This is a genomic window from Desulfobacter sp. UBA2225 (genome assembly GCF_002348205.1).
Lineage (GTDB): Bacteria > Desulfobacterota > Desulfobacteria > Desulfobacterales > Desulfobacteraceae > Desulfobacter > Desulfobacter postgatei.
Window position 1 is genome coordinate 1 of record NZ_DDYV01000029.1, and the last position, 8,786, is coordinate 8,786.

The window sequence follows — 8,786 nt, forward strand, 5'->3', positions numbered from 1 at the left end:
GCACCTCGTTCGGGACGAGGGGGTCGGAGGTTCAAATCCTCTCATCCCGACCAACGATTTAAAAAGGTATTCAGCTTTATTTAAAAGCGAATACCCTTCTTTTTTGTTCCCACATTGAATGTGGGAACTTTTATATGTTTCGTTTCACATTTCACTTCTATCATAGGCGTCAGCAAGATCTTCCGCCCAGTTTCCGTTCCAAACATCGGGAACGGTCTCTTCTACCAAGGTGATGCTTTCCCAGCTAATGCCGATTTCAGTAAAAATATCCTTGAGGATCTCTTCAGTGGGGGCCAGCCAGATGCAGAAGCGCATGCCTTTATCTTTGTTGTAGTAGGTTTTGATCCAGGTAGCCGCTTCAACACCTGCCAGCTTGCGCCAGTTTTCCTTTACGACTTCCCAGTCGACTTCAGGGGAGTTATGAATCATCATATATTTATTCGTTTTACTCATGGCTAATCTCCTTATATTTTATTAGGTTAAGTTGATTTACCCTTCGGCCATGGACTGTCCGGTTAAATACAACTAATTCAATAATCATACCAAAGATTGTTTCTATACTTTAATTTTTACATAACCATATGTATATATTAATAAACCTAAAGTATTTTTCCCCTTACTCATTCCAACGCCACAAAAGATTGACAATCTGCTGTCCGCCACTTATGATAGAAACAGCTTTAGTGGCGCTACAAGTAGCGCCACTAAACCACTCTAAAATAAAAAATCCAACAATGGAAAACATTCAAGAAGCGATTGAGAAAAACGAACTGCTCAAGCGGTTGCTGGAAGCCATCGGTGACGGCGTGTTTGTGTTGGATACCACCGGAAAAATCGTGGTATGGAATCGAGCCATGGAAGCTATCAGTGGGTATTCATTCGAAGAAATTAAAGGAAAAAACTGCCGGATATTGAAGTTCAGCCAATGTTTCGGCAAGGAGTGCCCTTCCGGGATGAATGCCTGCAGGATACTTGAAACCGGAAAAATAACACCCACTGAATGCGTAATCAGCCACCGGAACGGGCATAGCCTTTCAGTGAGCAAAAATGCCAGGGCCATTAGAAACGACCGCGGACAGATCATAGGGGTGATCGAAACCGTCACGGATCTGACTAAACTTAAAAATGCCCGACTGAAGATGGAAAAAGCCACCCGTCGCCTGAGCGAATTAAATCGGCTGGGTGGCATTATCGCCAAAAGTCAGGTAATGCAGAATGTATTCTCTTTCATAAAAGCGTCAGCAGCCACCGAAACGTCCATTCTCATCCAGGGTGAGAGCGGAACGGGAAAGGAACTTGTGGCCAAGGCCATTCATTCCATTGGTGAAAGAAGGAGCAATCCGATGATTACGGTCAACTGCAGCGCTTTATCCGAATCATTACTGGAAAGCGAATTGTTCGGGCATGTTAAAGGTGCATTTACCGGGGCTAGCCGGGACCGGATCGGGCGATTTGAACAGGCTGATCAGGGCACTATATTTTTAGATGAAATCAGTGAAATCTCACCCTATATTCAGGTAAAACTCCTGCGCGTACTTCAGGAAAAAGAGATAGAACGCGTCGGGGATTCCCGAAAACGCAAGGTCGATATCCGGATCATTACCGCCACCAATAAAGATCTGAAATCACTCGTTGATGAGGGCCTTTTCAGGGAAGATCTGTATTACCGGCTCAAGGTGTTTCCCATTTACCTGCCCCCCCTGAGACATCGCAAAGAAGACATCCCGCTGCTAGTCAACCACTTTATTAAGCACAATAACAAGATATCGGGCGGAACCGTTACCGGCATGGCAACACCGGCCGTGAAAACCTTCATGGAATATGATTGGCCCGGAAATATCCGGGAGCTGGCCAATGCCATTGAACATGCATTCGTGCTCTGTTCCGGCCGCCAGATTGAACAGGAAGACCTTCCCGTTGAAATCACCGGCGGAGAGCATAGCACCTATGCAGCGCCTCCCTTATCTTACCCGGAGCCGCCCCATCCTGGTAAAAAGCAGCGGTCGCCTCTGGATCGGAAGCGATTGCTTACCATCCTCCGTGAGTCAGGATGGAACAAAGCCGAAGCGGCCAGGCAGACCGGCTTCAGCCGGGCAGCTATCTGGAAATACATGAAAAAATGGGATATTCCCATGCAGTCCGAACAGCAACTATAATATAGACATGTTAAATTTTCAAAAAAATGAGGTATTTCCATGAAAATAGATCTTCATAAAAATGCCACGACAACCCCTGCCCAGCGGGCATATATTCAAAACAATCCCCATCTCTCCGTTGCCACGCTGGCACAAAAAACCGGGGTCAGTAAAACCACAATACGCAGATGGCAAAAACGAATGGACGTATATGACCGCCCGCATAGACCCAAACGCATAAAAACCGCCCTGACACCCATTGAAGAGGTCAAAATTATTATCTGCCGGATGGCATTCAGGGCAGGCCTTGATGATCTGCAACAAATTGCGGAATCTTTTTTTAAGATCAGTTGTTCCAGGGCCAGCCTGAACAGATGCCTCAAGCGGTATCAAATATCCCGGATGCCCAAACTTAAGCGATCCGTACCATTTAACCTTAAAGATTACACCGGCACATATCTTTATTACAATTGTTTTCATCTACCCTCTTTTCTCAAAGACAAAGAGCCCGTGGTACTGCAAACCCTTCTTGACTGCTCATTCAGGACCTTTCATGCCCAGTACGCCACAATGGCGAACACATTTATTTCAGATCATATCCAGAATTTCCCTTTAAGAGTTTTAGGCGTTATCTACAATAATCCGGTAAGGCTTTGTGGTAAAAACATAGACAGCAAAAAGATAACCAAGAAAAATCCTGACAGTGACATTGAGTTTTTATGCAAGGAGTTGGGCATTTCATTCTTTCACATGGATGATCTGCATACGGATACCATCAACGAATTAAACTTGCAGGTGAAAAAAATTATTAACACATCTGACCCTGAAATAGATGCAACGACCTGGGAAACAAACCAAACATTGACCAAACAGATATGCCATTACAACTTTGAACTGCCCCTTGGCTTTTTAAAGCAAAAAACACCCTACCAAGCTATGGAAGCGCACTACACGGATTTTCCAAACAGTTTTAAACACAAACCCAATCTTATTATTTCCTGATCACCCGGTCCTGTTTTCCTATGGATTTGAATCGGAAAGAAACCCATATCCGCAGACTGGGTTTACCTGTCATGCCGGGCAAATAAAAAGCGGGCCGGTTTTCACCGGCCCGCTTTATAAAATCAGGCAGTATTGACTAAATTAAATTTGGTAAAACTAAATTAGAAGTTGATCTGCCATTTGGCGCCGAAATAGGTGGTTTCACTCTCATCATCACCAAACCTGTTGTCCACGTAATCAACAACACCTACTTCAGGAACTATATGCACGCCTGGAGCCAGGGTGATGGGCAACTGAATGTAGTAAGATTGCACTTCGTCTTCTTGATATCTGGAATCATCGAATTCAGTCTGCTGGTAACCATAACCAACTTCTACAGCCAACATTTCATTAAAGGTATAACCAACGGCAATACGCCCGCCCATGGCGTCGTTATCAATGACCTCATTACCAACAACAGCAGCGTAACCTGATCCAACAACAAGATCACTTACATTAATATTGTAAATGTTGCCAACGTTGGTACCGCCGTTAACCTGAGCGGTAAAGCTGAAAGCGCCGAAGGTAGCAGCAGCATCAAGACCAAGACCCCAGGAAGTGACACCATCATCAGCGATTCCGTCATCAACATCAAAAGTCTGAAAACCACCGGCCATGGTAATGACAAAGTTGTCAAAAGTAAGAGCATACTGGAGCTGAATCATAGGAATAACAACATCAACAAAATCATCGGTTGTGTCGCCAAGAGCAGCACCATAATAGTTAGTGTTATTTTCAACAAAAGCAACCTGGAAATCGCCGAAAGTCAGCTTAATCTGAGCACGACGGCTACCGTCAACTTCGCCCCATCCCGAAAGTGCGGCATCATTACCAACTACCTGATTTGAACCAGTCAGATACATGGGTACATAATCCTTACCAACGAGCAGTTTGCCCGAGATAAATTCCCATTCGCCGTAAAGCAGACGGACGTTGGCAACCCCACCGGAAGCGCCATATTCAAAACGGCCGGTCAGTTCATCGGAAACTTTAACATTGGCGCCAATACGGGCGTTGCTTTGAAGCTCTTCTGTAAACTGAACGTCTTCCAAATAATCGTCAAGCTCATCAAGCTCAACACCATCACCATAAGGATCGGTATCAGACCAGAACGTAGAAACACGAGCAGAGCCATAGAAGTTCCACTCAGCTGCATACGCCGAGCCTGCCATCAGAGCAAGTGCTGCAACAGCTACAATAATTTTTTTCATCTTTTTCTCCTTTTAGAATTATTTACTGCCTGAAATTTCAGCACCCTGCCTTCCTTTTAAAAACAGGATACCAAATTAGTTTCTCTTTTAATTCTATTTTAATGCGTTTGTCAATCTTTTTTCCCAGTAATTATAATTTTATTCTCGCACAAAGCCACAACGTCACAAAGATTTTATGATTCTTTGTGATGTTGTGGCTTTGGTGCGAGTTTTTCAATGTGCCACGAATTATTTCAATTTATAAGAAATAATGTTCGACGTTTTATCCTGGGTAAGGATGGCTATCTTGGACCGGGTCACAACGGAAATCACCAGTTCTTCAATCCCGTCATTGTCTATATCGGCAATATCAAAATCAGAGACCCAGCCCTGCAACGGTACGGTCTGGAATACCGGCGCAAGGGCAATACCGTTCCAGGACATGATTTCAACCCGCCCATCTTTAAACCGTTTAATCCGCCCAATGGAGCCGGCACCAAACTCACTATTTGTAATCAGGAAAACCTTATTTTTCTGATCCTCTCCCACGGGATGAAATTTGATTCTGGGATTAAAATACTCGCGTTCCCGGACAGTTTGATCTGCAGCCGGTTCCCCTGTAATCCAATAATTATTGGTCTTCCCGTATTTTTCCGTACTCTCCCATTCATTTGACCCGGCATCGTTGATGAGCACCAATCGATGATGCTGGTTAATGCTTAAAAATTCATCGCCACCGTCCTCCCGAACCGGTCCCCTGGCCAGGGAAAGCACGGATGTCCCCTTGGGCACACGAATGGGCTTTTCCTCCAGGTAGGTGTCATTGGCCGCACTCATGATATATATTTTTCCGGCATATGGACCTCTGCCTTTATCCTGGGCATAGAGCACGGGATTGCCGTCCACAGAATCAATCACACGAAAATAGTAGGAAATGCCGTCCTGCAGCGTTGTATACGATGACCCATTATATTCCACCACAAAGGAGGAAAGGGTTTCCCTGTTTATTGTCATGGCCGTGACAAAAATTTCCGGATACCCGTTACCGTTAATATCTGCCACATCCAGTCCGATAATTCTCAGATAGGATGCATAATCCAAACTGATCTCTTCGGTGAACAGACTGCCCTCAAGATGGTATATCTGAAGCGCCGAATCCGTTGCGGTAACCACCTGAAGTCGGCCATCTTTATTCAAGTCGCCGGTGGCCATGGCACGGATCACTTCCTCCACCTTAAGATGGGTGGTGAATCCCTGGCTTGCCTGCATGGCCATCATACCGCCGCCATAACTGTCGCCACCGCCGGCATACTGAAGCCCACCAAGGGTCGGATTCTCTTCCTGGGGCCGGGCATACAGCTTGTTATCTATATTGCGGTCGAATACCTTCATATTGATATCACCGGCAAAGGAGTTCACCAGGGGGATGACATCGCCCATGGAATTGCTCTGCTCGAAAAAGGCAAGAGTTTGCTTTTTTCCTGAAACATCGACCATGGAGGCATCTAAACTGATACTTTCACCATAATGGGTAAGACTGCCGAAAAGGATGTAATCCACCCCCATCTGCGCGCCTATATCCCGGGCTAAGCCCTCATTGAGAGGTCCTTTAACAAGCCCGCCGGCCTTTGCCTTGGCCAGGGCGTTGTCAACGGTTTCCCGATCCAGGACATCCACTTTCCCGACATCGGAAAGCCTTGAGGAAAGCATTGAGAACAATCCGTTTTGCAGGAAACCAAGATCCTGGGACGAATTCATTTCAAAGGGGCAGACAGCTACGGTTTTGGCGTCACCGCACAATCCCGTACCGATAGCTGCCCAGAAAGCAAAAAAAGTCAAAACAGCAACCATTGTTTTGAAAGCAAAAAATATTTGCATAAATTTTCGCATGGGGTTTCCTTACACTCCTGTTAAAATTGAACAAAATCGAGATTCCCAAAGTTTATATCCCATCCCCCGGACTCACACAAGTCTTTTGAACAGCTTTTCAAGACTGCGGGCATCAAAAGAGACAAAAACAGGGCGTCCATGAGGACAGTGCATGGGATTTTCACAGGTAAACAACTGCGCCACAAGCGCTGTCATCTCCTTCAGCGACATGGACTGTCCACCCCGCAAAGACCTGTGGCAGGCCATGGTGGCCAGGGCATCTTCAAGCCAGTCATCTTTAAGACCCGTGCCGTTGGCTTGGCTTATTTTCTCAACCATTTCCACCACCATGGGCCCCACATGCTTTTGCTCCACCAGCACAGGCACGGCTTTTATTACAAACGATGTCCCGCCAAAGGGTTCAACCCAAATGCCCAGATCAGCCAGATCCGTCATGATGGATTCAAGGACCAACGCTTCCTTGTGGCTCAGTTCCAGGACATCTGGAACCGCCAGGGACTGGCTTTGAACATCCATACGCTTGTAACGGTTTAAAAGCGCTTCAAAAACAATACGTTCATGGGCAGCATGCTGGTCAACCAGTATCAGGTGGTTCTCCTTTTCCACCACAATATAAACATTGAGTACCTGACCTATCACCCTTAAATCCGACTGAGTTGCCCGAAACGGTTCAATTTTCGAAAAAGGCGTTGTAATATCGGGACTTGAAGGTTGATTTGCATGGCTCACCAAAGGCGGCTGATTGTGCAGGGTTGTTTCCGTTTCCGGTACCCAGGAGTTTTCCGGGGATTCAGCAGCCTCAAAGGATTCAGGGGGCGGATCAAAAGATTTATACACAGGCGGCAACTGGGGAGCAGAAACGCTTTCAAACAAGTCGGGCGTCAATCTTTTTTCTAACATGGATGCCGATTTCAGTGCGGCCTGAACAGGCGTTGGGGACTCCTTTTTCTCAGTCATGACGGCCCTGGCATAGGACAATTTGTTGTCCTGACCACGGAACAAGGCTTTTGCCACGGCAAGGGACAAGGCTTGGTATACCGGACCGGGTGTAATAAATTTAATTTCACGTTTAGTCGGGTGCACGTTTACATCCACCTGGTCACAGGGCAATTCCACACACACCGCCCCCACAGGATAGCGTCCCTTCATGATCCTGCCCCGATACCCTTGAAACATGGCGGAGATAAGCCCTCGGTCATAGACAAGACGCCGGTTGACGAACAGAAAAATCCGGTTGGCCGTACTGCGTGTAATACCGGGATTGGCACACACCCCGCGGATACATAGCCCGGCCAGACCACTATCCGTGCCTTCATCGGTTTCCGGCCACTGCATTTCGTACAGAGAATCTGTCGCCTCTTTACCCAGCACCATCTGAGCCCGCTGAAAAAGGGTCTGGCCCGGGGGATAACTTTTAACGGATCTGTGGTTGACAACAAGGCGGAATCCCACCCCGGGATTGCCCATGGCAAGGCCTGCCAGGGCATCGGCAATATGGCCGGACTCGGTGTTTTCGCTTTTTAAAAATTTTCTTCGGGCAGGTGTGTTGAAAAACAACCGCCTAACTTCCACCATCGTGCCGACAGGCGCGCCGGTATCCGTTACACCGGAAAGCTTGCCCCCATTCATATCCACCCGAGTACCGGTGGCGTTATCCGCTGTACGGGAGACAAGACTGAACGTTGATACGGACGCAATGGATGGCAGCGCCTCGCCCCTGAACCCGAATGTGGAAATGGAAAACAGGTCTTCCTTGGTGTAGATCTTGGATGTGGCATACCGCTCTATTGACAGCACCGCCTCATCCCGGGAAAGCCCGCACCCGTTGTCTGAAACACGGATTAAGGTTTTCCCGCCGTTTTCAATCTCAACGATAATCCTGTCAGTCCCCGCATCCATGGCGTTTTCCACCAACTCCTTAACCACGGAAACCGGCCTTTGAACAACTTCACCGGCAGCAATCTGGTTGGACAGGATATCAGGAAGAATCCGGATTCTGCTCATGAAGGCGTATTCAGGCTTTCCTTTACAAAACGCAGTAGAAATTCGCTGTCTTTTGGACTTAAATCAAACTGCAGGCAGGCGTCATTAACCAGTTTTTTCACATTCTGGTCCGGCTGGGCCGTTCTTTTTTCAGACACCCATGCAATGGCTTTTTTCAGGGCATTGCCCTGGGGAATGACAGTGGACATGTTAACCTTCCTTATATAATTGCTTTACAATTCTGGAAATTCAGGATGTTTAGTCACAGCCTGCTCAAATCCATATCCTGCCCGGATCAGCGACATTTCATCAAAATGCCGGGCCATCATCTGAAGACCCATGGGAAGCCCGGTGGAGGAAATACCCGCGGGCACTGAAATCCCGGGAACACCTGCCAGATTGCAGGACAGGGTAAAAATATCGCTTAAATACATGGTCAAAGGATCTTCGATCTTCTCACCGATTTTAAACGCAGGTGTCGGTGCCACAGGAGACAAAATAATGTCGCACGACTCAAAGGCGCGACACCTGCGTTTAAAATCGGTGA

At 47.0% G+C, this 8,786-nt stretch carries 8 protein-coding genes; 2 read left to right on the top strand and 6 right to left on the bottom strand.

Going from position 1 to position 8,786, the window contains the following annotated elements; all coding sequences use genetic code 11:
• Positions 1-144: 144 nt before the first annotated feature.
• Positions 145-453, bottom strand: coding sequence for a DUF4242 domain-containing protein (locus tag B3D59_RS01145; RefSeq protein ID WP_286817245.1), 309 nt, complete (start codon positions 451-453; stop codon positions 145-147).
• Positions 454-734: 281 nt separating this feature from the next.
• Between B3D59_RS01145 and B3D59_RS01150 the strand changes: the two genes are divergently transcribed.
• Together B3D59_RS01150 and B3D59_RS01155 are read left to right on the top strand one after the other, a co-directional pair.
• The gene (locus B3D59_RS01150; protein ID WP_286817246.1) at positions 735-2,156 is read left to right on the top strand and encodes a sigma-54 interaction domain-containing protein; all 1,422 of its coding nucleotides are present in this window, start codon (positions 735-737) and stop codon (positions 2,154-2,156) included.
• Positions 2,157-2,195: 39 nt separating this feature from the next.
• Complete coding sequence (locus tag B3D59_RS01155) at positions 2,196-3,137, top strand: HTH domain-containing protein (protein WP_286817247.1); 942 nt, start codon at positions 2,196-2,198, stop codon at positions 3,135-3,137.
• 161 nt (positions 3,138-3,298) lie between these two features.
• Here B3D59_RS01155 and B3D59_RS01160 read toward each other — a convergent pair whose 3' ends face one another.
• The 5 genes from B3D59_RS01160 to B3D59_RS01180 all read right to left on the bottom strand — a co-directional run.
• Positions 3,299-4,387, bottom strand: coding sequence for a hypothetical protein (locus B3D59_RS01160; protein WP_286817248.1), 1,089 nt, complete (start codon positions 4,385-4,387; stop codon positions 3,299-3,301).
• 228 nt (positions 4,388-4,615) lie between these two features.
• The gene (locus tag B3D59_RS01165; RefSeq protein ID WP_286817249.1) at positions 4,616-6,256 is read right to left on the bottom strand and encodes an FG-GAP-like repeat-containing protein; all 1,641 of its coding nucleotides are present in this window, start codon (positions 6,254-6,256) and stop codon (positions 4,616-4,618) included.
• 72 nt (positions 6,257-6,328) lie between these two features.
• Positions 6,329-8,260 carry a DNA mismatch repair endonuclease MutL gene (gene mutL / locus B3D59_RS01170; RefSeq protein ID WP_286817250.1) on the bottom strand — a complete coding sequence of 644 codons (1,932 nt, stop codon included), beginning with the start codon at positions 8,258-8,260 and terminating at the stop codon, positions 6,329-6,331.
• Complete coding sequence (locus tag B3D59_RS01175) at positions 8,257-8,448, bottom strand: hypothetical protein (RefSeq protein ID WP_004074220.1); 192 nt, start codon at positions 8,446-8,448, stop codon at positions 8,257-8,259. Before B3D59_RS01175 ends, mutL begins: the two co-directional genes overlap by 4 nt.
• 24 nt (positions 8,449-8,472) lie before the next feature.
• A partial coding sequence (locus tag B3D59_RS01180; RefSeq protein ID WP_286817251.1) for an amidase family protein occupies positions 8,473-8,786 on the bottom strand: 314 nt, incomplete at its 5' end.